26 protein-coding genes are annotated in these 23,773 nt (G+C 62.9%); 8 read left to right on the top strand and 18 right to left on the bottom strand.

From position 1 onward, the window contains the following. Positions 1-23: 23 nt before the first annotated feature. From MAB_RS23585 to MAB_RS23575, 3 genes are read right to left on the bottom strand one after another with little or no spacing between them, the layout of a single operon-like run. On the bottom strand, positions 24-452 hold the full coding sequence (locus tag MAB_RS23585; RefSeq protein WP_005112559.1) for a hypothetical protein: 429 nt from the start codon (positions 450-452) through the stop codon (positions 24-26). Positions 453-486: 34 nt separating this feature from the next. Beyond that, on the bottom strand, positions 487-1,119 hold the full coding sequence (locus tag MAB_RS23580) for a phosphoribosyltransferase (protein ID WP_005112558.1): 633 nt from the start codon (positions 1,117-1,119) through the stop codon (positions 487-489). After that, complete coding sequence (locus MAB_RS23575) at positions 1,109-2,101, bottom strand: LysR family transcriptional regulator (RefSeq protein WP_005079691.1); 993 nt, start codon at positions 2,099-2,101, stop codon at positions 1,109-1,111. Before MAB_RS23575 ends, MAB_RS23580 begins: the two co-directional genes overlap by 11 nt. Before the next feature lie 148 nt (positions 2,102-2,249). Here MAB_RS23575 and MAB_RS23570 point away from each other — a divergent pair, with 148 nt between their 5' ends. Beyond that, a complete protein-coding gene (locus tag MAB_RS23570; RefSeq protein ID WP_005079692.1) occupies positions 2,250-3,023 on the top strand; it encodes an SDR family oxidoreductase in 774 nt (257 codons plus the stop codon). On the opposite strand, the gene MAB_RS23565 is transcribed toward MAB_RS23570, so the two are convergent. From MAB_RS23565 to MAB_RS23545, 5 genes are all read right to left on the bottom strand, one after another. After that, the gene (locus MAB_RS23565; RefSeq protein ID WP_005112554.1) at positions 3,024-3,437 is read right to left on the bottom strand and encodes a hypothetical protein; all 414 of its coding nucleotides are present in this window, start codon (positions 3,435-3,437) and stop codon (positions 3,024-3,026) included. Further along, positions 3,434-4,366: a metallophosphoesterase family protein gene (locus MAB_RS23560; RefSeq protein ID WP_005112553.1), complete on the bottom strand. Its 933-nt coding sequence runs from the start codon at positions 4,364-4,366 to the stop codon at positions 3,434-3,436. The genes MAB_RS23565 and MAB_RS23560 overlap by 4 nt, the downstream gene beginning before the upstream one ends. After that, complete coding sequence (locus tag MAB_RS25225; RefSeq protein ID WP_005112551.1) at positions 4,363-4,557, bottom strand: plastocyanin/azurin family copper-binding protein; 195 nt, start codon at positions 4,555-4,557, stop codon at positions 4,363-4,365. Before MAB_RS25225 ends, MAB_RS23560 begins: the two co-directional genes overlap by 4 nt. Positions 4,558-4,908: 351 nt before the next feature. Beyond that, positions 4,909-5,601 (bottom strand): QcrA and Rieske domain-containing protein, encoded by a 693-nt coding sequence (locus MAB_RS23550; RefSeq protein ID WP_005079697.1) that lies wholly within the window; start codon positions 5,599-5,601, stop codon positions 4,909-4,911. Next, positions 5,598-6,152, bottom strand: coding sequence for an RNA polymerase sigma factor (locus MAB_RS23545; protein ID WP_005112549.1), 555 nt, complete (start codon positions 6,150-6,152; stop codon positions 5,598-5,600). The genes MAB_RS23550 and MAB_RS23545 overlap by 4 nt, the downstream gene beginning before the upstream one ends. 123 nt (positions 6,153-6,275) lie before the next feature. On the opposite strand from MAB_RS23545, the gene MAB_RS23540 reads away from it, so the two are divergent. The 3 genes from MAB_RS23540 to MAB_RS23530 all read left to right on the top strand — a co-directional run bounded on the left by MAB_RS23540 (position 6,276) and on the right by MAB_RS23530 (position 9,088). Further along, positions 6,276-7,475 (top strand): CaiB/BaiF CoA transferase family protein, encoded by a 1,200-nt coding sequence (locus MAB_RS23540; RefSeq protein WP_005095590.1) that lies wholly within the window; start codon positions 6,276-6,278, stop codon positions 7,473-7,475. After that, complete coding sequence (locus MAB_RS23535; protein ID WP_005089659.1) at positions 7,472-8,374, top strand: hydroxymethylglutaryl-CoA lyase; 903 nt, start codon at positions 7,472-7,474, stop codon at positions 8,372-8,374. The genes MAB_RS23540 and MAB_RS23535 overlap by 4 nt, the downstream gene beginning before the upstream one ends. A gap of 159 nt (positions 8,375-8,533) precedes the next feature. Then, positions 8,534-9,088: an SRPBCC family protein gene (locus MAB_RS23530; RefSeq protein ID WP_005112546.1), complete on the top strand. Its 555-nt coding sequence runs from the start codon at positions 8,534-8,536 to the stop codon at positions 9,086-9,088. Here MAB_RS23530 and MAB_RS23525 read toward each other — a convergent pair. From MAB_RS23525 to MAB_RS23510, 4 genes are all read right to left on the bottom strand, one after another. Then, positions 9,078-9,698 carry a TetR/AcrR family transcriptional regulator gene (locus tag MAB_RS23525; RefSeq protein WP_005078842.1) on the bottom strand — a complete coding sequence of 207 codons (621 nt, stop codon included), beginning with the start codon at positions 9,696-9,698 and terminating at the stop codon, positions 9,078-9,080. The genes MAB_RS23530 and MAB_RS23525 overlap by 11 nt on opposite strands. An 80-nt stretch (positions 9,699-9,778) precedes the next feature. Then, positions 9,779-10,363, bottom strand: a complete 585-nt coding sequence (locus MAB_RS23520; RefSeq protein WP_005079706.1) for a TetR/AcrR family transcriptional regulator — start codon at positions 10,361-10,363, stop codon at positions 9,779-9,781. Further along, complete coding sequence (locus MAB_RS23515) at positions 10,360-11,289, bottom strand: oxygenase MpaB family protein (RefSeq protein ID WP_005079707.1); 930 nt, start codon at positions 11,287-11,289, stop codon at positions 10,360-10,362. Before MAB_RS23515 ends, MAB_RS23520 begins: the two co-directional genes overlap by 4 nt. Before the next feature lie 127 nt (positions 11,290-11,416). Further along, positions 11,417-11,641 (bottom strand): hypothetical protein, encoded by a 225-nt coding sequence (locus MAB_RS23510; RefSeq protein WP_005089652.1) that lies wholly within the window; start codon positions 11,639-11,641, stop codon positions 11,417-11,419. 149 nt (positions 11,642-11,790) lie between these two features. On the opposite strand from MAB_RS23510, the gene MAB_RS23505 reads away from it, so the two are divergent. The 3 genes from MAB_RS23505 to MAB_RS23495 all read left to right on the top strand — a co-directional run bounded on the left by MAB_RS23505 (position 11,791) and on the right by MAB_RS23495 (position 15,345). Beyond that, positions 11,791-12,456: a FadR/GntR family transcriptional regulator gene (locus MAB_RS23505; protein ID WP_005079711.1), complete on the top strand. Its 666-nt coding sequence runs from the start codon at positions 11,791-11,793 to the stop codon at positions 12,454-12,456. A gap of 95 nt (positions 12,457-12,551) precedes the next feature. Then, on the top strand, positions 12,552-13,997 hold the full coding sequence (locus MAB_RS23500) for an amidase (RefSeq protein ID WP_005112543.1): 1,446 nt from the start codon (positions 12,552-12,554) through the stop codon (positions 13,995-13,997). Continuing rightward, positions 13,981-15,345 (top strand): alanine racemase, encoded by a 1,365-nt coding sequence (locus MAB_RS23495; RefSeq protein WP_005112540.1) that lies wholly within the window; start codon positions 13,981-13,983, stop codon positions 15,343-15,345. The genes MAB_RS23500 and MAB_RS23495 overlap by 17 nt, the downstream gene beginning before the upstream one ends. Before the next feature lie 5 nt (positions 15,346-15,350). Here MAB_RS23495 and MAB_RS23490 read toward each other — a convergent pair whose 3' ends face one another. Next, positions 15,351-16,193 carry a helix-turn-helix transcriptional regulator gene (locus MAB_RS23490; RefSeq protein ID WP_005112538.1) on the bottom strand — a complete coding sequence of 281 codons (843 nt, stop codon included), beginning with the start codon at positions 16,191-16,193 and terminating at the stop codon, positions 15,351-15,353. A gap of 76 nt (positions 16,194-16,269) precedes the next feature. Here MAB_RS23490 and ilvD point away from each other — a divergent pair, with 76 nt between their 5' ends. Next, on the top strand, positions 16,270-18,111 hold the full coding sequence (gene ilvD / locus MAB_RS23485; protein ID WP_074243998.1) for a dihydroxy-acid dehydratase: 1,842 nt from the start codon (positions 16,270-16,272) through the stop codon (positions 18,109-18,111). Between the two features lie 4 nt (positions 18,112-18,115). Here ilvD and MAB_RS23480 read toward each other — a convergent pair whose 3' ends face one another. The 5 genes from MAB_RS23480 to MAB_RS23460 all read right to left on the bottom strand — a co-directional run bounded on the left by MAB_RS23480 (position 18,116) and on the right by MAB_RS23460 (position 23,655). Then, positions 18,116-19,771, bottom strand: a complete 1,656-nt coding sequence (locus tag MAB_RS23480) for a sodium:solute symporter family protein (RefSeq protein ID WP_005112533.1) — start codon at positions 19,769-19,771, stop codon at positions 18,116-18,118. Continuing rightward, on the bottom strand, positions 19,768-20,862 hold the full coding sequence (galK, locus tag MAB_RS23475) for a galactokinase (RefSeq protein ID WP_012296776.1): 1,095 nt from the start codon (positions 20,860-20,862) through the stop codon (positions 19,768-19,770). Before galK ends, MAB_RS23480 begins: the two co-directional genes overlap by 4 nt. Then, positions 20,859-21,902: a galactose-1-phosphate uridylyltransferase gene (galT, locus tag MAB_RS23470; protein WP_005089640.1), complete on the bottom strand. Its 1,044-nt coding sequence runs from the start codon at positions 21,900-21,902 to the stop codon at positions 20,859-20,861. Before galT ends, galK begins: the two co-directional genes overlap by 4 nt. 86 nt (positions 21,903-21,988) lie before the next feature. Then, positions 21,989-22,405 carry a nitroreductase family deazaflavin-dependent oxidoreductase gene (locus MAB_RS23465; protein ID WP_005078828.1) on the bottom strand — a complete coding sequence of 139 codons (417 nt, stop codon included), beginning with the start codon at positions 22,403-22,405 and terminating at the stop codon, positions 21,989-21,991. Then, on the bottom strand, positions 22,402-23,655 hold the full coding sequence (locus MAB_RS23460; RefSeq protein ID WP_005079719.1) for an NADH:flavin oxidoreductase/NADH oxidase family protein: 1,254 nt from the start codon (positions 23,653-23,655) through the stop codon (positions 22,402-22,404). Before MAB_RS23460 ends, MAB_RS23465 begins: the two co-directional genes overlap by 4 nt. Between the last annotated feature and the right edge of the window lie 118 nt (positions 23,656-23,773).

Raw genomic sequence — 23,773 nt, 5'->3', positions numbered from 1 at the left:
CCCTGCCTGGCCAAGTGCCGCCGTCACACCACGCTGAGTACACGCCGTTCGGCGAGCGGATTCTCCAGCGGCACTAGGAGACTGCCTTGTACTGCGATCATCGTGCACATCTTGCCGACAGCATCAGGCGGGGTACCGCCGCGCAACGCGATTTCAATCGCGTCGTCGGTCTCGTGAACGGTCGCGTGTACGCCATGGCATTGCGGGGTGCCAGTGGTGAAGTACACAAGCACCGCATCGCCGCTCGGGGTGCGGCTCCAGGTTTGGAAGGTTATGGGACGGCTGTCGACTATTCGGGGGTCGTTCTCGAAATCTGATGACAAAGAACTGGGCGGCACTTCCGTCGCGGCGGTACTGGAGGTACCGGCAACGGCTCGTGGTGTATCGATGCCATGTATGCCGCCCCAGGCAAGGAACATGGCATAGAGAGGCGTCACCGCAAGTACACGCATACCCCACCGTAGGCGCCTGACTGTACGTGCGGTGCTATCGGATCACCGGCGCTGACAGCAGCTCCCGGACTTCCCGGTCGGAGATCTGGTGAAAGTCCCGGTAGGCATCGCCCACCGCTTGAAACCGGGACGGGCACGTCGCCACCACAAAATCGTCCACGAGAGAACCGAACCGGCCGACCGCCGATCGTGGGGCCACGGGGACCGCCGCCACCACTCGCGCAGGTGATGCCCTCTTGACGGTCAGCAGCGCCACACGCATCGTCGCGCCGGTCGCGATGCCGTCGTCGACCAAAATGACTGTTTTGTCCCTTATCTCGACGCTGCGGTGGGCTAGGTAGATACGCTCGCGGCGGGCCAGCTCGCGCCGTTCGCGATCGGTGACCTCGTCGAGTTGTATCGGGGTGACGCCCATGCTGCGCACGATGTCGTCGTCCAGGATCACCTCGCCGCCGCTGGCGATGGCTCCCATTGCGTATTCCTCGTGTCCGGGCACTCCGAGCTTGCGCACGACCAGTACCGCCAGCGGGGCGTTCAGGGCCGTCGCGATTTCCCGCCCCACCGGTATCCCGCCGCGCGGCAGCGCCAGGACCACGATGCTGCGTAGCTTGCGGGGCGCAAGCATGCCTGCCAGTACGCGGCCGGCGTCCTGGCGATCACTGAACATCCGATGTGTATCCGACATGGGAGCGTCCTGGGATAGTTCCATCTTCCGTCCGTGGTGGTGTGCTGACAACACCTGATTCCCGGACGGCGGCGAACAGTTTGGTGCGGATGGCCGACACCGAATGGGGCAACCACACGGCCTGCACGGGAACCAAGGGCGGATTGGCGATTTCGATCACCCGAACCTTGCGATGGTAAACGTTTCCCGGATCGTCTGTGACGAACGCGCAATGATCCGGGTGCGCAAGCACCGCCGTGTGGGGCGGCGTGCCCTGCACCGGATTGATCAGCAGTCGTGGTTCGAAACCGCTTCTGCGACAATGTGAAACCAGCAAGTCTGTATAGAACGAATGTCGCGGCGGAGCCCACACCACGATCGGGTGCTCGGCGATCTCGCCGATATCGACATAATCCTGCGCGGCGAGCGGGTGGGATTGCACGACGGCGATACGCAGCGGCTGGTACAGCAGAGTGTCGGTGGCCAGGTCGGCGGGCATATCAACTCCGCGGCGTAGCGCCAGGTCAAGCGAGCCGTCGAGCAGGCCGTCACGCATCGTGCTGGGGAAGACCTGTCGGACGGTGATCGACGCTGTGGGATCGGCGACGACGATCGGCTCGATGATGCGGTAGACCTCCTCGCCGGAGATTGCCGGCGAATGCCCGATGACGAAGGCCCGTTGTGGATTCGAAATATTGCGGGTTGCATTGGCCAACACGCGTATACCGGCCAGAAGTGGCTTAGCCCCGGTGTACAGCTCGTGGCCGGCATCGGTGAGCTGCAGACTGCGTTGTGCGCGCGAAAAGAGCTCGACGCCGAGGTCGCGTTCCAGTTGGCGTATCGCCGACGACAGCGCCTGCTGGGTGATGAAGAGGTCGGCAGCGGCGGCGGCAAGCGTCGGCGCTTCTGCGGCGACGACGAACTGAAACAATCGCCGCGAGTCCAGCAAGTCGGCTAGCGAACTGCCCTCGGGTGTCGCGCTCATCTGCAATAACAACTCCTACTTGTGTTTGTACAAGAATAATGTGGTTTTCTCTTGTGCTTACTGAACCTACGATTTTGTAGGGAGACGTGGGCGACCATGTAGTCCACTCGTCACGACGGGGTCACGCACCAACAAGGGAGATATTCGAGTGACAGATCATTCGCTAAATGGTAAAACGGTACTCATCACAGGTGGCGGCAAGAATCTGGGTGGCCTCATCGCCCGAGATCTCGCCGCGAACGGGGCCGGGGCGATCGCGATTCACTACAACAGTCCTTCCAGCAAGGATGCCGCGGAAGAAACCGTGGCTGCGGTACAGGCGGCTGGGGCAAAGGCGGTCGCATTCCAGGGTGACCTGACCACCGGAGATGCGGTAAGCAAACTATTTGCCGATACCGTCGCTGCGGTGGGGCGTCCCGACATCGCCATCAACACGGTCGGCAAGGTCATCAAGAAGCCGTTTACCGAAATCACCGAGGAGGAGTACGACTCCGCCAGTGCCGTCAACGCCAAGTCGGCCTTCCTGTTCCTCAAGGAGGCGGGTAAACACGTCAACGACAACGGCAAGATCGTGACGCTCGTGACATCGCTGCTGGGTGCCTACACTCCGTTCTACGCCGCCTATGCGGGAACGAAGGCCCCGGTCGAACACTTCACCCGTGCCGCTTCGAAGGAATACGGGGAACGTGGCATTTCGGTCACGGCGGTGGGCCCCGGCCCCATGGACACGCCGTTCTTCTACCCCGCCGAAGGCGAGGACGCGGTGGCGTACCACAAGACGGCCGCGGCACTCTCGCCGTTCTCCAAGACCGGACTCACCGATATCGAGGACATCGCCCCCTTCATCAGGTTCCTCGTCAGCGATGGTTGGTGGATCACCGGACAGACCATCTTGATCAACGGCGGCTACACCACCAAGTAGTCACTGTTGCGGTAGCGACTCCGCCCGGGACGTCGGGGTCGCGGGGACTGGCCGCCGTACGTGTTTGGCAAGTAGGACACTCGCCAGGGCGACGGCGGCCAGTTCTGTCAGCACGCTGAGCATCGCGTACGGAGCTGGATCCCAGCCGTGTTCGGAGAAACCGAATAGGCCGATGGTGCGCGACAGTGCGAATGCGACGAGTGTGCCGGCCGAGCCCAGGCCCGCTGCCGTGACCATCCAATTCGGTGCACCCACAATGATCAGGACGGACATCGCGAAGAAGGCGCCGGCCTGAACCAGGAAGGCGGGACCGATCGACGGAATATATTGGTAGCCAACGATATACAAGTGTGAGTGGGTGTATCCGCTGACGGCCAGTGATACCGTGAGAGCGATGCGATAAGCGGTGTTCATGTCAGTCTGTCCTCCTTGAGGGCCAGGGGCTGAGTGCCCCTCAGGTAGCTCACCTCGCGGATGCCGAGGCTGTCGTGCAATCGCCCTGCGGGCAGGGTCACTGGTTTGGGAGCCGGACCGTCGCCGGGTTTGGGCAGGGGATAGGCCGTGGTGGTCCCGCTGTAGAAGGTGATGTTTCCCTCCGTCTTGGTGAATAGCTGGTGCACATGGCCGTTCAGGCATGTCACTGAAGCGAATCGCTTCATATAGCTCAGCGCCTGCGCGGAATCATCAGTACCCCAACCCCATTCGGGATACATGGCAAATAGGGGAATGTGGCTGAACACGACGATCGGTGTGTCCGAAGAGACTGGCGCAAGGTCCTTTTCAATGAACTCCAGCTGATCGTTGCCCAGGTGCCCTAGCTTCTTCAGGTTGAGAGTATTGACCAATGCGATGACATGCACGCCGGCGATGTCGAAGCTGTACCATCCGTCGCCGCGGGTGCCGCCACCGAACACGCTGCGATACTTTCGTCCGGCATCATCGATTGAATCATGTTCTCCCGGCACGGTGAACACGTGTGGAGTGCTCAGTCCGGACATCATCTGCTTGGCCTGATCGAACTGCGCGCCGGTAGCCACATGAGTGAGATCGCCGGTATGGATTACGAAATCGGGGGTGTAGCCCAGATTGTTGATCTGATTGATCGCATGACCGAACGAATCGACCACGTTCGCGTTGGCGGTGCCGGTGAATCCGAGGCGGCTGTCACTGATCTGGGCGAAGCGCAGCGCGGGGCGCGCAGGAGCGGCCGCCGCGGCGGAGCCCGCCACATGCGAGATCACCTCTCCGCCAGTCACTGTCAGTGCAACAGCGGCACCGAACCAGGCGGTGTGCCGGATCAGCTCACGCCGCGACATGCTGTTGGGGTCTTGTTCCCCCGTCATCGCACCACCACCGTCGCTTTCATGAACGGGTGAATCCCGCACACGTACGTGTAGGTACCGGCCTTGGTGAATTGATGTGAGAACGTGCCCTGGGCATCCATTCCGGGCGACCGGAACGCGCCGTCCTCGGCGACCACGTTATGTGGCTCCTCGTCTTTGTTGGTCCAGGTGACGGTGGTGCCCGCGGGCACAGTCAGGGTGGGCGGACTGAAAGCGAAATTTTCGATGTTGACAGCGGGGCCTGCTGGAACCGGTAACGAAGGAGCGCCGGCAGCTGTCGGCATCGATGTCGTGACCGGCATTTTCGGCATGGCGTGACCTTGCATGCCAGGTGTCTCACTGACATCGGATGCCACAGTGATGGACGGCGGCGCGTCAGGTGTCGTGGCTGTTCCACCAGAACACGCTGACAGCGGGATCAGTATGGTCACGGCGAGCGCGGTGTGGCACAACGAAGATAAATACATGGGGCCCTTCCATGAACGAGTCCGCGGCCAGTCGCGAACTACCGCACAGAGATAGGGACGGTGGTTACAGTCGCGCTAGACCGGGCGATCGGGTGCGAACACCTCGATGTGCCCCTCGGTCTCGCGCACCTGCAATGTGGGCAGCGGTTTGGGTGCGATGGGCAACTGGTGCGTGATCACGCGTCCGTCGGTGGTGAACGATGTGGTGTGGCAGGGGCACTGCAGCCGGTTGTTCGTACCGTCGAACCAGAGCTTGCATCCCTGGTGGGTGCAGACGCCGGATACGGCCTCGACCCGCCCGCCCACCCGGCGTACGAATCCGTTGACGAAGCCGAGATCGAAGGGATGCACCCCGCCGTCCGGGACGGCGTTGCTGACCGCCACACGCTGCCAGCTTCCCGTATTAGGCACGATCTCGCCGGGGGCCTGATGGGTGTCGGTCTGCGGTGTTGGGGTCATCAGATGGTCCGCGGTGACGGCGACCGCGGCCGCTGCTGCTGCGGTCGACGTACCAACAAGAACGGTTCGCCGTGGCGCTTGCCACCGCCTCGGCGCGGAGGACACCGGCGTATCGCTGATCTGCTCGGCGAGGCGTCTCCCTAGCTCGGCGAGGAACTCCTGGCTGGGTGCGTCGTCACCGGGTCGACTGGCGCGCAACTCGATCGCGGTACGGATCTGTGCCGCCTCAAAATCATCGGGGCGAAAGGACTTGGGTCGGCGCCCCCGGAGCAGGTCGTCGACATAACGGCGCAGCCCACGTGGGTTCATGACGCGTCCTGGTCGTTGATCTGGGCGGCCAGGCGCAATGCCCGATGCTGCAGCACCTTGGCGTTGGCGACGGTGGTACCAATCCTCGCGGCTGACTCCTTGATCGAACAGCATTGCAGGAAGCGCAGTTCCAGAATTCGACGATAGTTTTCCGGCAGGGCAGCCAAGACTGCTCTGGCATGTTCCGGGGCGGTGCTGATGGGCTCATCGGCCTCGGGGGGTTGGTCGGCGATGTCCTGCGTGTCGGGGATCGAGGTGATCTCGCGTCCCAGTGTCTCGCGCCAGTGTGCGGCGAGGACGGTACGAGCCGTCGTTCGCAGATAGGCCCGCACTTCGGCCTTGGTGACAGTGAGGCGCAACGGGCGTAGCGCGGCAAGAAAGACCTCGGCGGTCAGGTCCTCGGCGTCGGGCTTGTTGCCTACCCGTGCGTAGATCGTGCGGTATATCCATACGGCATTGTCTTCGTACACGGACTGCCAGTCCGCATAGTGATCGCCGCCCGACGATACGGCCCGCAAGCCGCGCCGGGTGGTGGGATCACGCTGTGTCATCACCGTCGGTTGCCCCGTCCCCAAACTTCTTTCCAGGGCAGCCGGATGCCTGTCCTGGAATGAAGTAGCGCCGGTGGTTACACGATGTCGACGGCCAATTGGTTCGCCGGTAGCGTCACTGGGATGACGGGTGCTCTTGATGGGATCCGGGTGCTGGAACTGGGCACCCTGATCGCCGGGCCTTTCGCTGGTCGCCTACTCGGAGACATGGGGGCCGAGGTGCTCAAGATCGAGCCGCCCGGGGCGCCGGATCCGCTACGAACATGGGGGCAGGCCGAGGTCGACGGACATCACGTGTTTTGGACGGTGCACGCGCGCAATAAGAAGGCCATCACGCTGGATCTGCGGACCGAGGCGGGACGGGCCCTGTTTCTCGATCTCGTCGACAAGTCGGACGTGATCGTCGAGAATTTCCGGCCCGGCACCCTGGAGCGGTGGGGTCTGGGCTACGACGTCCTGGCGCAGCGAAACAAGGGGATCATTCTGGTTCGGGTATCCGGTTATGGGCAGACCGGTCCTGACGCGCACAAGGCCGGATACGCGTCGGTCGCCGAGGCCGCCAGCGGTCTGCGGCATCTCAACGGATTTCCTGGCGGGCCGCCGCCCCGGATGGCGCTGTCGATCGGCGACACCCTCGCGGGTATGTTCGCAGCCCAGGGTGCGCTTGCCGCCCTGTACCGGCGTACCGTCACGGGACGGGGCCAGGTCGTCGATGCGGCGCTGACCGAGAGCTGTTTGGCGGTACAGGAATCCACCATCCCCGACTACGACGTAGGTCGGGTGGTTCGGGGGCCTTCGGGGACCCGATTGGAGGGCATCGCGCCGTCGAACATCTACCAGAGCGCCGACGGTAGTTGGGTGGTGATCGCCGCCAACCAGGACACCGTCTTCCGCAGGCTGTGCGAGGCGATGGGCCGGCCCGAACTCAGCTCCGACGCGCGATTCGCCAATCACGTTGCCCGAGGACGTAATCAAGACGATCTGGATGCGATAATCGCCCAGTGGGCGGCACAACGGCTGCCCACGGACATCATCGATGTGCTGAGCGCAGCCGGGGTGATCGCCGGTCCCATCAACACGGTCGCCGATGTGGTGCAGGACCCGCAGCTCAAGGCACGGGAGATGCTCGTCGAGCACTTCGATGAACGACTCGGCCGCTCGGTACTGGGACCGGGCGTGGTGCCGGTGCTATCGGAGTCGCCGGGCGGAGTCCGAAATGCCGGACCGGCACGCCCGGGACAAGACAACGACGACGTCTATGTGGGGCTGCTCGGCAAGAGCGCCCAAGATATCGAGCGGCTACGGGCGGAAGGGGTGCTATGAGTCTGCCTGAGCACGTCAGCATCCGCGAGGTGTTGCTGCGGGACGGCCTGCAACTGGAGACACCTATCGCGTTGGCGGATAAACTCAAACTGCTGGAGGCGGTCGCGGCGACAGGGGTGCGTGAGGTCGAGGCCACCGCATTTGTGTCACCCACCAAAATGCCGGCGTTGGCCGACGCCGCCGAGCTTGCGGCGCAGTTGCACCACTATCCGGATATCGAGTTCTCGGCACTTGTCGCCAGCCCCAACGGTGCCAAGCGTGCGCTGGCGGCGGGGTTTACCTCGCTGGAGTATGTGGTCTCGGCCGCGGACGGACACAGCCGCGCCAACGTTGGAATCAGCAGCGCGGAGGCGATTGCACGTATCCAGGAGATCGTGACATTGGCACGTGGTGCGGACGCGACGGTGGAAGTGATCGTCGCCTGTTCCTGGGACTGCCCCTTCGACGGTCCGACCGCCCAGAAGAGGGTTCTGGACATCATGCAGAGGGCTCGGGATTGGGGTGCGGATCGCTACGCCCTGGCCGATACCATCGGCACCGCCACCCCGCGTCGTGTGGCGAATCTGATTGCGGCTGTAAGGTCGATCATCGGCGACGCACCGCTGGGCGCACATTTCCACAACACCCGTGGGTCCGGCTTGGCCAGCGCGTATGCCGCCGTGCAATCCGGAGTAACGCGCCTCGACTCGTCGATTGGGGGGCTGGGCGGTTGTCCTTTCGCACCGGGCGCGACCGGCAATATCGCCACCGAGGATCTCGCTTACCTGTTGCGGGATAGCGATGTGAACGTCGACATCAATCTCGATGCCGCGATAGCGGCCGCACAGATAGTGCAAGAGGTGGTCGGCCATGAAGTCCCGAGCGCTTTGCTGCGTGCGGGCGATCGGTTATTGAACTAGCAGGGGTTGCGGTGCGGGGGTCGGCCCCAGGAATTTGGTGTCCGGGCTGGGCACCGTCACTAAGTTCCCGCGATGCCCTTCTGTGAGCGCAGGTAGGTGGTCTAGCTTGCTAACTGACTCACGAGTCAGTTAGCAACTGATTCTTACTCAAGGAGGAGTATGTCCACACCCGTGCTGGTAGGGATCGTCGTGGGCGCCGTGGCCATCGGAGCCTTGCTGGGTGCGGCGGTGTTGTTCGCCCTGGCTTCCGGCGACGGTGGGCCGCGCCGCTTCGGAGTAACCATGCCGGACCCGGATTTCTTCGACAAGGCGGCGTCATTCGCGGTAACCGCACAAATCAGCGTGCCCGGTCCTGTCGAGCGGGTGTGGGCCCAGGTCTCGGAGGGTGGCTATCTGGACTCGATTCCTTTTGTCTCCGGCCCGGTTTGGTCGGCAGACCGGGGTGTCACCCGCACGCCACTGCTCGCCTTCACCGAAAAGGCGGTGCATAACGAGGCGGGTCGCAAGCTGGTGACGATTGGGACGGGTATTTCGATTCCGCTGCTGATCAACGCCTTTGGCGAACGATGGGAGTTCGCTGCCGAGGGAAACAAGGTGCAGGTACGTTGGACCGTGGCTGTCACGCCGAAATGGGTCGGTTGGTTACCGTTGCGCTGGACAGCATTCGCGGTACGCCCTTTTCAGCGGGCGCTGCTGGGCCTGACTATCCGTTAGCGGCCGCACGTGACAGGGGGACGTCGCCGAGCACGATCCCACTGAACATGGTGGCGATCGTGTCGGCGACTTCTGTCATTGTTGTTGCGGGATCGTCGGATTCGGCGATGATGCTGTTGGCCGTGACGAACATGGTCATCAGCATGCGGGCGGCCATATGCGTGTGGACGCCGGCCTTGAGCTCACCACGGGCAGCAAGGGTATCCATCAGTGTGACCAACGGCGGCAACACGATGGTCTCATCGATGTGACGATAAGTCTCTTCGCCGAGCACCATCGGAGCCTGGCGCATGAGTTCCCGGTATGTCCTGTCGTGCAGAGACCTGGACAAGTAGACCCACGCGGACGTCGCCGCGACCTGCGGTCCGTTCGCGCCGGGCTTGTCCAGCAGCCGGATGCCGGTGGTGACAGTGTCGGCGGTCTCGGTGAGACATTCGGTGAGCAGGGCGGTGAACATCGCCTGCTTGTCGGAGAAGTGGTAGTAGAACGTGCCCTTGCTGACCTCGATGCTGCTGACGATGTCGTCGACGGTCACGCTGTTGTAGCCGGTGGTGGTGAAATGCCGGCGCGCGGAGTCCAGAAGGTCGGAACGAGTCTGTTCTGCGTACATCTGCCGCCGGGTAGCCATGCAGGCAGTTTAGTCAGATCCCGACCCCTAGTCAGTTTCTGCACTGTCGGGCGGATGGCCGCTCACCACACCAAACGGGCCAGGTAGGTCTGGGCGTAGTGCCTGACTGCGGCGGTATCGGTGATGTCGAGAACGCCGGCGCGATTAGTCAGCAATGAACCAACAAGGCGCACAAGTATTTCCGATACCGCGAGGACGGCATCGTCGGGCATCGTGGCGCCGCTGTGTCGCAGGCTGGAGGCCACCAGTGCGCTGGCACGCACGATGGCTTTGTCTCCGGACGGGGTGTTGAGCCCGATGACCAGCTCGGGCTCGTTTTCGATGATGGTGCCCGCCAACCGACTTTCGGTGATCAATCGCATGGCCAGGGTGAAGCACTCAACGATGGCGCCTGGTGCGTCCTGCCCATTGGCGGCGACGGCGAGCTGGCCGAAGACGGTGATGCTCTCTGCCTCGATGAGATGCTCGAACAGTGCTTCCTTGGTAGGAAAGCGGCGATAGAGGGTACGACGACTCACCCCGGCCCGTCGGGCGATGGCATCCATGTTTGCCCGCCGCATCCCGTGCCGTTCGAACTCGGTGCGCGCGGCATCGAGGACGGCGTCTGTGGGCGGCGCGCTGGTCGTCACCCTCAACAGTGTGGTCATGCCACCCGGTTGTGTAGCGGCCGGGGGTCCACTCCCTCGCGCTTCCAGCCTTCGGCGGCCCACGGCAGATACAGCCAGCGCACCGGGAGCCGGTTGAACACGGGGTTCAACGCCCGCATCAACGCCGCGAACCGGCGGAAATTACGTTCCTTCTTGTCGCTCCACTGCAGGCGGCAGACGTCCTTCATTTGTGGCGGCAGCGTTCCGACGACGACCGTGCGGATGAAGGCATTCAACGGTGCCGACAGCACCTTCCACAGCGGCCTGGGAATCTGCCGTGGCCCGGGCAGGCCCTGACGGATGTAGCCGGTCGCGTACAGAATGGTCTTGGTCGGGACGAACCGGTCGAACATGCTCTCCATGTAGGTGACGAATTCGTCGTATGTCTGCGGCTGATTGCGGGCGCTGACGCCGTAGAGGCTGTACCAGACCTTGCTCTCTTCGAAGATCCGAACTTTTTCCTCGTAGGAGAGCCGACGGATGAAGGTGTCGGTGATGTAGAGCACCTGATCGACGAAAGTGGCATGAGCCCAATAGAAGAGCTCCGGATTGAGGGCATGGTAGCGAGTGCCGTCACTGATGGTTCCGGTGATCGGCTTATGGAAATCGCGCACCATCCGGCCCCACTTCTGCGGATCTGCCGAATAGATGGTCTTCATGATGGGCGGGCCGGAGCGGCGGGCGCGGCCGATGGTGTCGGTGAAGATCACCGAATGGTCTTCGACCGCCTTACCCAGCTGTTCGATGCAGTTCTCGGTGCCTGCCAGCCGCTGGAATCCGAGCACGCCGCGAATGTCGCCGTAGAACTTCCACACCAGGGAATCCGCGCCTAGGCGCAACGACGGCTCGTCAGGCTTGTCCTCGACGGGCATGGGGATTGCCTCGCGTAAACCTTCATCCAGCGTGAGGGCACTCTGATCGACCACGACGACCTCCCTGACTCGTTGGCACAAACATGTGAACTTGTGCCAAACGGTACCACGGCTCGTCTCCGGCGCAAGGCCAGCGTGTTATCGATCGGCGGGCCATCGATCGGCCGCAGATTTGGAGGAGCTAGGACTCGTCGGATGTGTCGTCCTGTATCGGTCGCCGCACCGCCCACGCCACGCAGGCGGCCGCGACAACGGTCAGAGCGATGCCGGTCCACAGATTGACGTTGCCGCCCGCCTTGGCGAGGTTGTGCGCCGACGCGTCGTGGATACCAACACCGATGAGAATCAGGCCGAAGCTGCCCAGTAGCGCAGCGATGACATTGCGGATGTCAAAAACGCTGCGCATAGCGGTCCTTCGGTGGGAGATCGTCGCTCCTTGTCATTGTGCCAGCAGATGGGACGAGCCGATCGTGTATCGGGCTGGCCGCATCGCGCATGGCACCGCACGCGGGAGGAGGTTGTCTGACAACCTGGTAAGCATGTAACCTTCTTGGTATGCACCCCAGGCTGTCTTCGCAATCGCTGGCAGAGCAGGTAGCCAACATCTTGGCCGCGCAGATAGGTGACGGGCGCTGGTCGACCGGCGCCAAACTGCCCGGAGAGGTGGCCCTCTGCGAAGAATTTGGCGTCAGCCGAGCAACGGTTCGTGAGGCGATTCGTGATCTCAAGACCAAGGGGCTGGTCTCGACCCGCCAGGGAGCTGGCGTTTTCGTGACATCGGATCGGCCCCTGGGGCAATGGGATCGGGTGCTCGCAGCGGCCGAAATCGATGCCGTGGTAGAGATTCGGCGCCTGCTGGAAGTGCAGGCGGCAGGGCTGGCCGCCGAACGGCGGAACCGCAGCGATGTGGCGGCTATCCGTCGAGCGCTGGTGGCACGGGCAAAAGCGGAATCCGCGGGGGACGATATCGAATATGTCGACGCAGACCTGGAGTTCCACCGGGCGGTGGTGGCCGCGGTGCACAATCCGCTACTCGACGAGCTGTTCGACTCGTTCTCGGTGCGGATGCGCGAGGCGATGCTGGCTTTGTTGGCGGGTAGCGCAGAGCGTCCGCATGACCAAGAACACCACCAGTGGCTCTTTGACGCGATCGTAGACGGAAGTACGCGGCGCGCTGTCGAACTGGCGACAGATCAGCTCCAGCATGTGCGAATGCGTTGATGCTGGGGTCTTTTCCTCGTGCAGCCAACTGCTGCACGGGCAGTGAGTGCCGCCTGGCAATGACTTGAGCACTCGTAGTGACGGGAGATATAGCGATGTCGGATGACGAATCTCTATGTTGGACAACAGCTGTCGAGCTATCGCGACGGATTGCTGCGCGCGACATCACGCCGATGGAGGTCGCCGACGCGGTACTGCGGCGGATCGAAAAGGTCAACCCGTTGCTCAACGCGTTTGTCTTTCACAACCCGGAGCAGGTGCTGCGCGATGCCAGGAGGCTCACCGAGGACCTCACCAAACGCACGACTCTGCCTCCACTGTACGGAATTCCGTACAGTGTCAAGGAGGTTTGCGCAGTTGCGGCAACACCGGTCACCTCAGGAGTCGTGGCCTTCAAGGATATGGTCGCAGACCGCGACGAGCCGGTGTCCGCTCGGTTGAGGGCATCCGGGGGCTTGTTCCTGGGAAAGACGAATATCGCGGAGGGCGGGTACAAGGCCAGCTCCGACAATCACCTCTACGGTTCCACGCGCAATCCTTGGCATCCGGGAATGACCGCGGGTGGCTCTAGTAGTGGTGCGGGAGCGGCGGTGGCGGCAGGTATGGGCCAGCTCGCACAGGGAACCGATGGCGGCGGCTCTATCCGGATCCCGGCGGCCCTCAATGGCGTGGTCGGATTCAAGCCTTCCCTCGGCCGTATTCCCCAAACCCGGCTTGCGGGCCGTTTTCACACCTTTGCCTTCCACGGCCCGATCACAAGGACGGTGGCGGATGCTGCGCTGATGCTCACCACGATGGCCGGCTTTGACGATGAGGACCCGTTATCGTTGCCGTCGGATGGAGTCGATTACCTCGCTGCACTGGACCAGCCGATCGAATCTGGGCGCATGGCGTGGTCACCGGACCTTGGTATATCCAAGTGCGATAGCGAGATTCAAGGAATCTGTGAAGAAGCGCTCATCGCCTTTGTCGAGATGGGCTGGACCGTTGAGGAGGATCGCCCGGACTGGACGGACCCTGCCAAGACCATGTGGGAAGGTGTGTGGGGGCCGGTCTATGCGGGCAAACTGGATGCCGCGAATTGGGATGACCAGGCAGGCCACGTCGATCAGGAACTTGTCCAGGTGATACGTGATGGCGCACGGCTGACCACCGTTCAGGTTCAGCGCGCGGACGCGGCGAGGGGAAAGATGGTCGACACATTGCGCGAATTCCTGCGCCGGTTCGACTTTCTCGTCACGCCCGTCACCACGGCACAAGCCTTCGGTCATGACGAGTTCTGCCCCGCCGTGCTGGCCGGCGCTCCGCTACTGGAACGGCTGATGGGGTGGGTCCTCACCTATCCGTTCAATATGACGACGAATCCGGCGATTTCCATACCGGTCGGGTTCACCAGGAATGGCGTGCCCGTCGGCTTGCAGATTGTGGGCCGCCTCCGGGCAGACGCCGACGTGCTGCGGCTAGCGGCAGCCTTCGAGGCCGTGCGGCCATGGGCTCAGCGTCGGCCGTCTGACGCCGTGCTCAATGGCGAAAACCCTTGAGCACAAGAATATTCAGCCCGCCGTGCGATCGAAGGATATCTTCATGACTACGTTGCTTGAGCGTACTTTCCACCGCAACCCCGGCATGTTGGCCGCCGCCGTCGAGTTGCATCAATCCGGCGCGCTGCCGGCGGCTACTCAGCTGATCGATCTGGACATGATTGCCCGCAACGCGCGGTTGACCGCAGAAGCCGCGGCCACGCACGGTCTGCGTGTATTTGCCATGACAAAACAAAATGGGTTGAACCCCTTCATGACTCGCGTACTCCTGGATGCGGGAATTCCGTCCACATGCGCGGTCGAGACGTTGCAGGCGCATAGGATCCATCGCTACGGTTTCCCGCTCGGCAACGTCGGGCACATTCAGAACATTCCGGCGGCCCAAGTTCCCGCCGTGGTGGCAATGCGGCCGGAATTCATTACCGTGTATACACACCAGGCAGCGCAACGCGTTTCCGATGCGGCGCGTGAACTGGGTATACGCCAACGTGTCTATGTGCGCGTCACCAATCAGGCTGTTACCGGCAGTGCCATCGTGGGGGCGGATGATGGCGCGTTCGCGGGACTGGTGGGAGGCTGGACGGAAGACTCCTGTGTCGAGGGTGTGCGTGCTCTGCTGGATCTGCCAGGAATCGAGATCGCCGGCCTCACACAGTTCTCGGCGATAAGTTATGGCGAGACCGGTGACCCGTCCGCCATCAGGCCGACTGACGCGTTCTTTACCATGCTGCGAGGTAAGGAGCTCCTGGAAAAGCGACTGGGGCTTGAGGACTTGCACCTCAACGTCGGGGGAAATGCAAATGTGGGTACCTTTCCGACCTTGGCCAGCTACGGTGTCACCGAGGTGGAGCCCGGTGTGTCGTTGGCGGGCTCTGGTGGCTTCCATGCCAAGCAAGACATGGCGGAAGGCCCTGCCCAGGTTGTCGTCACCGAGGTAAGTCATTACTGGGGTGACAACGTGTACACCCCCGGTGGAGTGTTCAGCTTTGTATCGGATCTGTATGACCCCGAGCCCATGTGGGCGGCAGTGGGCCACGACCTGGACACTGCCCGGCGGACCAGGATCCCGTACCTCTATAACCAGATGGTCGACGCGCACGGCGTGTTCGGCGGAGCCGATCCCATGCCCGCGATCGGTGACACGGTGCTCGTGGTGCACCACCCACAGGCGTTTGTGGAGCGTGGATACACCGCTGCCGTCAGTGGCATATCCAGTGGTGCACCGAGTCTCGAAGGCATCTTCGATTCGGCCTGCAACCAGCTCGGGCCGGATTTCAACGTGCTTCCCTTGGACGACACACTCGAACATCTTGCGGTGCTGTCGGCAAAGTACCGCGGCGGCCGTTGACTCGGTCAGCGGCCACCGGACAGCAGAGCCTCCAGCTTGGTCCGCGTATTCGTGCCGTCCAGCGGCAAGTAGATGACAATGTGGAGGTCAGGAAGGTCGGACGGGCTCAATCGATGATGCTCGAAAATCAGCTCCCCCGCTTCGGGATGGTGGAACCGTCGCTCGCGTGAGGTGAACCGGCCGACCTCGTGCTCGGCCCACGCCCGCGCGAATTCAGGGCTCTGCTGCTGTAGCCGGTCCACGAGCGCGCGATGTCTCGGGTCTCCCAGCAGCGCACCAGCCTCGGCACGGTATTCGGCAAGAAACCGCCTGCTCGTGATCGGCCAGTCGGGCAGCATCTGCCGCACATATGGGTCGGTAAAGATGAACCGCAGTAGATTTCGGTCCGCCGGCACGATCGAGGCGATGCCCGGGTACAGGAGTTCGTAGGCACGGTTCCATCCTCCGATGCTCCAGTCGGCAGACACGACAAAAGCGGGAGAGGGCACCAGGTTCTCGACCAACCGCAAAAGATGATCGGGCACAGGAGCCGGGTCGGGAGTGGCACTGTGCGGCAATGGCGCAAATCCGGCGAGTTCGAGCAGATAGGTGCGCTCGGCCGCGGACAGGCGCATCTCAAGGGCGATCGCCTCGAGGACCTGGCGGGAGGGATTGATGTCACGCCCTTGTTCAAGCCACGTGTACCAGGTGACACTGACACCGGACAGGTAGGCGATCTCCTCGCGGCGCAGACCGGTGGTGCGGGAGCGGCCTACCGGAGGCAATCCATAGTCCGCGCGCACAAGATGTTCCCGCCGGACACGCAAGAACGCGCCGAGTTCTCTGCGGCGTTCGTCCGTCCCTGCCATGCGTCGATCCTAGTAGTCCCACTACTAGTACCCGCGCCGTCTTCCAACCTGGGTGGTGCCGTGAGCGAATGGTGACATGCCTGCACTTCGCTCTCGAACTGTCACGCACGGCCGCAACATGGCGGGCGCTCGCGCGCTACTGCGTGCGGCCGGGGTGGCCGCCTCCGATTTCGGGAAACCAATTGTCGCAGTTGCGAATAGTTTCGCCGAGTTCGTCCCGGGACACACTCATCTACAGCCGGTCGGTCGCATAGTCAGCGAGGCGATAGCAGCCGCGGGCGCGGTACCTCGGGAGTTCAACACGATTGCCGTGGACGATGGCATCGCGATGGGACACGAAGGGATGTTGTATTCGCTCCCGTCACGCGACCTGATCACCGACTCGATCGAGTACATGGTGGAAGCACATCGCGCCGACGCCCTGGTGTGCATCTCCAACTGCGACAAGATCACACCGGGCATGCTGATGGCGGCATTGCGTCTGAACATCCCGGCGGTCTTCGTTTCCGGCGGGCCTATGGAGGGCGGGCGTGCCACGTTGCGGGACGGAACTGTACGCACCGGAATGACGCTCATCACCGCGGTGGCCGAATCGGCGTCCGATTCCGTCTCTGACGAGGACCTGGCCCGTATTGAGGACCAGGCCTGCCCGACATGTGGATCGTGCTCCGGGATGTTTACGGCCAATTCCATGAACTGTCTGACCGAGGCGCTGGGACTGGCACCGCCGGGCAACGGCACCACGCTTGCCACCCATACCGCTCGCCGCGGCCTGTACGAGCAAGCCGGAAGTCTGATTGTGGAACTTGCGCAACGTTATTACGGCAGCGACGACACCACCGTGTTGCCCCGAGAGATCGCGTCACGCCGGGCATTCGAGAACGCGATGTGTATGGATATAGCCATGGGCGGTTCGACGAACACCGTTCTGCATCTATTGGCAGCCGCCCATGAGGCCGAGCTGGACTTCGCACTCGCCGACATCGATGCGCTCTCACGTCGTGTCCCGTGCCTGAGCAAGGTCGCTCCGAACGGTGCCTATCTGGTCGAGGATGTGCACCGCGCCGGAGGAGTCCCGGCGTTATTAGGTGAACTGAACCGTGCGGGCCTGCTGCATCGCGATGTTCACAGCGTGCACGCACCGGATCTGACCACATGGCTCACACAGTGGGACATACGCGGCACGGCGCCCTCGCCGGAGGCGATCGAGCTATTTCACGCCGCCCCGGGAGGTGAACGGTCTGCGCGAGCGTTCTCCCAATCCCAGCGCTGGCACACTCTCGACCTTGATGCTGAGAACGGCTGTATACGCGACACCGAGCATGCCTACTCCGCTGACGGTGGCCTCGCGGTACTCACAGGCAATTTGGCCCCGAACGGATGCATTGTCAAGACCGCGGGCGTCGACGAGAAGATCCGTGTTTTCAGCGGCCCCGCCGTGGTACTCGAATCTCAAGAGGCAGCGGTGGAAGCCATCTTGAACGACCGTGTGCGTCCGGGCGATGTGGTGGTGATCCGCTATGAAGGCCCGCGCGGCGGACCGGGAATGCAGGAAATGCTCTATCCCACAGCCTTTCTCAAGGGCCGCGGCCTAGGCGCGAGCTGCGCACTCATCACCGACGGGCGCTTCTCGGGCGGTACTTCCGGGCTGTCCATCGGCCACATCTCGCCAGAGGCGGCAGCCGGTGGCCCGATTGCGCTAGTCGAGGACGGCGACATCATCAACATCGACATAGCCCGGCGCTCGATTGTTGTTGCGGTTGACCCTCAGACGCTTCAGCGCCGTCGAGCGCTCCTGGAATCGGGCAACGGATATCGGCCTGTCACACGCGAACGCCACGTCTCTGCTGCCTTGCGCGCGTACGCCGCGATGGCCACGTCTGCCGACAAGGGCGCTGTCCGGAGTCTGAGTGGGTGACGCGTCAGTGGAAGATCAGGTTCAGCGCCACCACCAGTATCAGTGCCGTCATGGCCAACTTGACGGGTTGACGAAACCACCCCGATGCGGGCTCGTCGCTGGAGAAGGCATGGGGTGTCTCCGAATACACCAGACCCGCCAGCTCTGCGGCCGGCTTGGGTTCCGTGGTCCAGCTCACCGCAACACTCACCACGATGTCCACGGTGAAGGCCACACCTGCCTCGATGAAGTTGGAACCCTGGCCGGCGAGTGTGTACACGCCTGTCTCAAAGAGTGACCATATGCCCACGGCGGCAAAGGTTCCGGATACCAATCCAGCCCAGCCCGCGGTTGCGGTCATCCGTCTCCAGAACATGCCCAGGATAAAAGTTGCGAACAGTGGCGCATTGAAGAATGCGAACAGCGTCTGAAGGTAGTTCATGACGTTGTTGTAATTGGCCGCGATGAAGGCGGTACCGATGGCGATGACCGTGGCTCCGACAGTGGCGATTCGGCCAATCCGCAAGTAGTAGCCGTCGGGACGGTCCTTGCGGATGTAACGCTGCCACAGGTCGTAGCTGAAAACCGTGTTGAAGGCTGAGACATTGGCGGCCATACCGGCCATGAAGGAGGCAAGTAGGCCGGTGATGGCCACGCCCAGAACACCATTCGGTAGCACCTCTTTCATCAGGTAGAGCAGCGAGTTGCTGTACGTCAGATTGGGATCACTGGTGGGTTGCCCTGCCTTATAGGCGACCATCTGGGGTACCAGAACCGCGCAGATCATCCCCGGGATCACCACGATGAAGGGTATGAACATCTTCGGGAAGGCGCCGATGATCGGGGTGCGCCGTGCGGCGGACAATGACTCGGAGGCGAGTGCGCGTTGTACCTCAACAAAATTGGTGGTCCAGTAGCCGAATGAGAGCACGAACCCGAGACCGAACACGATGCCGATGACAGAGAGCAGGTTGTCAGAGAATCCGCTGAGTTCATTGCCGGGCCAGGATGACATCTGTCCGGCGGATACCTTGTCTTGCAATCCCTGCCAACCGCCGACCTGGTGGAGGCCGACGATGGTGAGTGGCAGGAGCGCCGCCACGATGACGAAGAACTGCAACACCTCATTATAGATGGCCGCCGATAGACCACCAAGAGTGATGTAACACAACACGATCGCCGCCGCGGCGATGACCGATACCCAGAGCGGCCAGCCCAGCAGCACATTTACGATGGTTCCCAGGAGATACAGGTTGACTCCGGCGATGAGTACCTGTGCGACGGCGAAGCCTGTGGCGTTGACCAGGTGCGCACCGACTCCGAAGCGGTGCAACATATATTCGGGCACGCTGCGCACCTGTGAGCCATAGAAGAAGGGCATCATGACGATGCCCAGGAACAGTATGGCCGGCACTGCACCAATCCAGAAGTAGTGCATACCAACCATGCCGAACTGTGCCCCGTTGGCGGACATGCCCATGATCTCGACCGCGCCCAAGTTGGCCGATACGAAGGCCAGACCCGTGACCCAGGCCGGTAGGGAACGCCCCGAGAGGAAGAAATCGATGCTGGAAGAGACGCCGCGGCGGGCGAGTAGGCCGATGCCGAGAACGAAGACGAAGTAGATGGCGATGAGCACGTAGTCGACGGGACCGGCGTCCAGGCGAAGTGAACCCGTCATCGGATCCGTCGTGCACCATCGGAGGGTGTAACCACGAACACTTGCGGTATAGGCCAGTGCTGTGCGGAGAAGTGTTGTGCCACTGCCGTACCGATCCGTGCCGACGAATCGGCCTCGGCGAGTGCGATGACACTGCCGCCGAACCCACCGCCCGTCATCCGCGCACCGTGGGCGCCGGAATCGCACGAGGCCTCGACTGCAGCGTCGAGTTGCGGCGTCGACACCGCGAAGTCATCGCGCAGCGAGCCGTGTCCGCGCGTCAGGATTGGGCCGATCGAGCGAGGATCCCGACCACTCTGAAGTATTGCGACCACTTCGCGTACGCGCGCATTCTCCGTCACCACGTGCCGAGCACGTGCGCGGAGCATCGGATCAGCCACGGTATCGAGAACTCCGGCATCGGTGACGGCGCTCAGCGAGTGAACCTCGAGGAGGCTCGCGGCGGTCTGGCATTGTTGACGGCGGGTGGCGTACTCGCTGGTGACGTGGTTGTGCCGGGTGCCGGTGTCGATGACCACGAGCTCAAGTCCTGCCGCCGCCAGATCGAAGGGCACCTGCGTGTGTGCACCGGTTTCCGCGTCGAGAAACAGGGCATGCCCGGCGGTGCACAGGATCGATGCGGATTGGTCGAGCAGTCCTGTCGGCGCACCCACGAAATCGTTCTCGGCTCGATGTGTGATGTCTACCAGCTCGGAATCGGAGAGTTCGGTCGCGAAGGTATCCCGGATGGCTGCCGCAACCGCGCACTCGACGGCGGCCGAGGATGACAAACCGGCCCCGACCGGTACGTCGCCGTCAAGGCGCAGATCCATACCGTGGATGTCGTTCCCGCGCTTGACGAATTCGTGTACGACCCCGAGCGGGTATCGCGCCCAGCTCACGATATCGGTGTGGGCCAGCCGGTCCAGCGGTACCTCGACCCAGTCTCGGCCGTGCTGTTGCGATGTGACGCGTACGGTCTGGTCGTCACGCGGCGTCAGGGTGCAGTCGACGTGCTGGGGGATGGCGATGGGCAGTGACAGACCACCGTTGTAGTCGGTGTGCTCGCCGATCACGTTCACTCGTCCGGGCGCCGACCACGTCCCCGTCATATGACGTCCCGAAGTTCGGCCGCGACCTGTTCGGGTGTGGTGTCGCTGATGAACGCTCCCATACCGCTTTCGGATCCGGCCAGGTATTTGAGCTTGCGTGGTGCACGCTGAATCGAGAACACCTGTAGGTGTAGCCACCAGTTGTCGCGGATAGCGCCGGACGCGACGGTGGGCGCCTGATTCCAGGACGCGATGTATGGCATCGGGTTGTCGAAGCGACGCGCGAAGCGCTGGAGCACATCGAGATACAGCTCGGCAAAGGCGGAACGGGCGGCGTCGTCGAGGTCCGGGATATCGGCGACCTGCCGGTGCGGATACAACGAAACCTCATACGGCCAGCGGGCGAAGGACGGTACGAACGCCGTCCACTCGTCGTTCGCGGTGACAACCCGGGTGCCCGTAGCCCGCTCGGCGGCAAGGATTTCCCCGAAAAGATTGGTGCCGTGTTGTTTTCGGTGAGTATCGACGTTGGACAGGACGCGGGCTGTTTTGGCGGTGATGAACGGATAGGCGTAGATCTGTCCGTGCGGATGTGCCAGGGTGACGCCGATCTCCTCGCCGTGGTTCTCAAAGCAGTGGACCTGCTCAATCCCGTCGATCGCACTCAATTCCTTTGTACGCTCGGCCCACACATCAACGATCAGGCGGGCGCGGCGCGGCTCCAGCTGCGCGAAAGAGGTGTCGTGCTCGCTGGTGAAGCAAAGCACCTCGCATCGTCCGAAGCCTGCGCCCGCCGGAGGCGTGGCGGCCTGTGCGTGCAGCGACAGCGACGGAAACCGGTTCTCGAACGCCACCACTTCGTAGGCGTGCTCGGGTATCTCGGTAGGACGCTCCGGTGTGGACGGACACAGCGGGCAGAGATCGGTGGGCGGCAGAAACGTACGCGTCTGCCGGTGTGAGGCCAGGGTGACCCAATCGCCCAGCAGCGGGTCGAACCGTATCTGGGATTGCGTGGAAACCGGCGGCAGATCGCGCCGATCCACGGCGGCCCGCTCCGTGGGGATGGAGTCGAAATAGAGAATTTCCCGGCCGTCGGCCAATTCCCTCCGGGTCCGCCACACGGCGACGAGCCTAGAGGCATTGTCTGGTAAATGGCTGGGAAATGCCGCCCTACGAGCTAGGCGTCCTAATCGGTGAAATCGATGCGCACCGAGATCGGCGTCGTTTCCAGTGCTTTGACGACGCGCGCGCCGATCACGCCGAAACCGCGCCCTCGTGCGACGACATCGTCGTCGGGCCGGAATTGCGCGGTACCGGTGCGCCATCGGTTACCTTGCCGTACGCGAACATTGGGATTGGCGGCGATGTTACTTCCCCAACCCGAGCGAGTTCCGTGCTGGCAGATCACCCAGGCGCCGGTCGAGTCGAACTGCACCGAGACGGGCACCCGCCTGAGCTGTCCGGTTTTGCGTCCGGTGGTCTCCAGCTCGGAGGCCAAGGCGGTGCGCACACCCAGCTTGGCCAAGGCCCCGACGGCCGGATTGAGCAGGTAGCGGCCCATGGCGCGCTCCCGGCGGAACTTGCGCAAGGTTTTGTCAGTCATGAACTTCTCCTTTTTCGGAATGCTTCGACGCCGTTGTTCTTGAGGAGCCGCAGGGTCGTGATCCACGGACCGATGCTGGGATCCGGGTCGCTTCCCGCGCCCAGGCGGTGCATTTGGGTGCCGTGCCATTGCAGCTCATGCGCGCTCAGGAAGGCTTTCGCGCGCGCGGTCGCGGCCAGCCGCGCCGGTAGCGGTAGCGCGGCGTCCGGAACTGTCAGCCGATCCCGGCGCGTGCTCAGCAGCTCGATGGCCGCTTCGGGGTTGACGGTGGTGGGCCGCCCCAAACCGATCACATCGCAGGCCCCACTCTCGATGGCCTCGTTCATGGCGGCTGTGGTGCGGAAACCACCGGTCACCGCCAGCGGTACATCGCCGGCCACGGCGCGCGCCGTCGTGGCGTACTCGAGGAAGTAGGCCTCACGTGCCTGGGTGGACGTTGATACCACGACGGGACGCCCCTCCATGGCCGGGGATTCGTATGTACCTCCGCTGATTTCGATCAGGTCGATGCCTTCGGCGGCCAGGGCGGCGATAACACCACGGGACTCTTCTTCGGTGAATCCGCCCCGCTGGAAGTCGGCCGAGTTGAGCTTGATGGCGACGGCGAACCCGGGGCTGACGGCCGCCTTGGTACGTCGCACGATCTCCAGAACGAAGCGCATGCGCCGCTGCGCGTCGCCGCCCCAGCGGTCGGTGCGGCGATTGGTGTTGGGGGACAGGAACTGCGCGACCAGATACCCGTGCGCACCGTGAATCTGCACCCCGTCGAATCCAGCGGTATCGGCGACGACGGCGGTCCGCGCGTACCTGTCGATGATGTCTTCGATCTCGACATCGGTGAGCTCACGCGGCGCCTGCCATCCAGGAACGCTCATCCGGACGGCGGAAGGGGCCACCGGTTGATGCTTGGTGGCCAGCGGGTTGGCTTGTCTTCCCGGATGATTCACCTGCATCCAGATGAGACCACCGCCATCCTTGGTCGCCTTTGCCCAGCGCGACAGGCCTTCGAGGTGACGGTCGTCCTCGATGACGACGTTCCCCGGCTCACCGAGATGGTTGTGGTCGACCATCACATTGCCGGTCACTATGAGCCCGTATCCCCCCGCACCCCAGCGGCTGAACAACTGTACGAGTCGGTGATCGGGGCCCTGCTCGGCGTTACCCAGGGCCTCGCTCAGGGCCGATTTCATGAGTCGATTGCGCAGTACCTGTCCGTTGGCGAGTGCTAGCGGATCGTGAATATCAGGCATGCCGGCGACGGTAGTACACCGATCGGTATAGTGCAATATCGCGAATATCTGCCCACGTCGGAGGCGTGTCGGTAGACTGAGCGGTATAGCTAACACCTGACATGTTTTGGAGGCAGTA

It is taken from the genome of Mycobacteroides abscessus ATCC 19977, assembly GCF_000069185.1.
GTDB classification, from domain to species: Bacteria; Actinomycetota; Actinomycetes; order Mycobacteriales; family Mycobacteriaceae; genus Mycobacterium; species Mycobacterium abscessus.
Note: the sequence above shows the minus strand (reverse complement) of the source record. Positions and strands in the feature narration are given on the sequence as shown.

Coding starts and splice junctions, on each gene's coding strand:
- MAB_RS23560 (WP_005112553.1), bottom strand. CDS start 4,366: ATGACGGGGGAACAAGACCCCAACAGCATGTCGCGGCGTGAGCTGATC.
- MAB_RS23545 (WP_005112549.1), bottom strand. CDS start 6,152: ATGACACAGCGTGATCCCACCACCCGGCGCGGCTTGCGGGCCGTATCG.
- MAB_RS23490 (WP_005112538.1), bottom strand. CDS start 16,193: ATGGCAGGGACGGACGAACGCCGCAGAGAACTCGGCGCGTTCTTGCGT.
- MAB_RS23580 (WP_005112558.1), bottom strand. CDS start 1,119: ATGTTCAGTGATCGCCAGGACGCCGGCCGCGTACTGGCAGGCATGCTT.
- MAB_RS23460 (WP_005079719.1), bottom strand. CDS start 23,655: ATGCCTGATATTCACGATCCGCTAGCACTCGCCAACGGACAGGTACTG.
- MAB_RS23465 (WP_005078828.1), bottom strand. CDS start 22,405: ATGACTGACAAAACCTTGCGCAAGTTCCGCCGGGAGCGCGCCATGGGC.
- MAB_RS23565 (WP_005112554.1), bottom strand. CDS start 3,437: ATGAACACCGCTTATCGCATCGCTCTCACGGTATCACTGGCCGTCAGC.
- galK (WP_012296776.1), bottom strand. CDS start 20,862: ATGACGGGGACGTGGTCGGCGCCCGGACGAGTGAACGTGATCGGCGAG.
- MAB_RS23520 (WP_005079706.1), bottom strand. CDS start 10,363: ATGACCACACTGTTGAGGGTGACGACCAGCGCGCCGCCCACAGACGCC.
- MAB_RS23500 (WP_005112543.1), top strand. CDS start 12,552: ATGTCGGATGACGAATCTCTATGTTGGACAACAGCTGTCGAGCTATCG.
- MAB_RS23495 (WP_005112540.1), top strand. CDS start 13,981: ATGGCGAAAACCCTTGAGCACAAGAATATTCAGCCCGCCGTGCGATCG.
- MAB_RS23525 (WP_005078842.1), bottom strand. CDS start 9,698: ATGTACGCAGAACAGACTCGTTCCGACCTTCTGGACTCCGCGCGCCGG.
- MAB_RS23540 (WP_005095590.1), top strand. CDS start 6,276: ATGACGGGTGCTCTTGATGGGATCCGGGTGCTGGAACTGGGCACCCTG.
- MAB_RS23480 (WP_005112533.1), bottom strand. CDS start 19,771: ATGACGGGTTCACTTCGCCTGGACGCCGGTCCCGTCGACTACGTGCTC.
- ilvD (WP_074243998.1), top strand. CDS start 16,270: ATGCCTGCACTTCGCTCTCGAACTGTCACGCACGGCCGCAACATGGCG.
- MAB_RS23585 (WP_005112559.1), bottom strand. CDS start 452: ATGCGTGTACTTGCGGTGACGCCTCTCTATGCCATGTTCCTTGCCTGG.
- MAB_RS23510 (WP_005089652.1), bottom strand. CDS start 11,641: ATGCGCAGCGTTTTTGACATCCGCAATGTCATCGCTGCGCTACTGGGC.
- MAB_RS23575 (WP_005079691.1), bottom strand. CDS start 2,101: ATGAGCGCGACACCCGAGGGCAGTTCGCTAGCCGACTTGCTGGACTCG.
- MAB_RS23535 (WP_005089659.1), top strand. CDS start 7,472: ATGAGTCTGCCTGAGCACGTCAGCATCCGCGAGGTGTTGCTGCGGGAC.
- MAB_RS23505 (WP_005079711.1), top strand. CDS start 11,791: ATGCACCCCAGGCTGTCTTCGCAATCGCTGGCAGAGCAGGTAGCCAAC.
- MAB_RS23530 (WP_005112546.1), top strand. CDS start 8,534: ATGTCCACACCCGTGCTGGTAGGGATCGTCGTGGGCGCCGTGGCCATC.
- MAB_RS23550 (WP_005079697.1), bottom strand. CDS start 5,601: ATGAACCCACGTGGGCTGCGCCGTTATGTCGACGACCTGCTCCGGGGG.